The sequence below is a fragment of the Saccharothrix sp. ST-888 genome, assembly GCF_000955975.1.
Lineage (GTDB): Bacteria > Actinomycetota > Actinomycetes > Streptomycetales > Streptomycetaceae > Kitasatospora.
Genome location: NZ_JYJF01000501.1, coordinates 1 through 372, shown reverse-complemented (window position 1 = coordinate 372; position 372 = coordinate 1). Strand labels below are relative to the sequence as shown.

At 71.2% G+C, this 372-nt stretch carries 1 protein-coding gene; it reads right to left on the bottom strand.

The window, feature by feature from the left end; all coding sequences use genetic code 11:
- Nucleotides 1-97 precede the first annotated feature (97 nt).
- Nucleotides 98-372, bottom strand: a 275-nt coding sequence (locus UK12_RS33595; protein ID WP_231591491.1) for a PLD nuclease N-terminal domain-containing protein, incomplete at its 5' end; no start/stop codon positions are given.

The window sequence follows — 372 nt, the reverse complement described above, 5'->3', positions numbered from 1 at the left end:
CCTCGCGGCGGAGCAGGTCCGCCTCCCAACGCTTGAGCATGTCCTCGTGGTGCCGGGCGACTTTGTGGGGAGTCTCCTAGTCGACGGAGGCCAGGAACTACGGGTCGTCGTCCGGCGCCGTCGGCCGCGCGCCCCGAGCGCCGCCCGGACGGCCAGCCGTCCGCGGGGGGCGCTGTCGGCCCGCCACAAGCCAGGCGAGCGAGCCGAGCAGCGGGAAGAGCAGCACGATGATCAGCCAGGCCACCTTTGGCAGGTGGCGGGCCTCTTGCTCGGGAGTGGTCAGGCAGCCTATGAGGGCGCAGATCCATAGGTCGAGGACGAGCAGTGGCGGCAGAATCCTCAGCACAGCGGCGATGTCCCCCGGGCGACGGA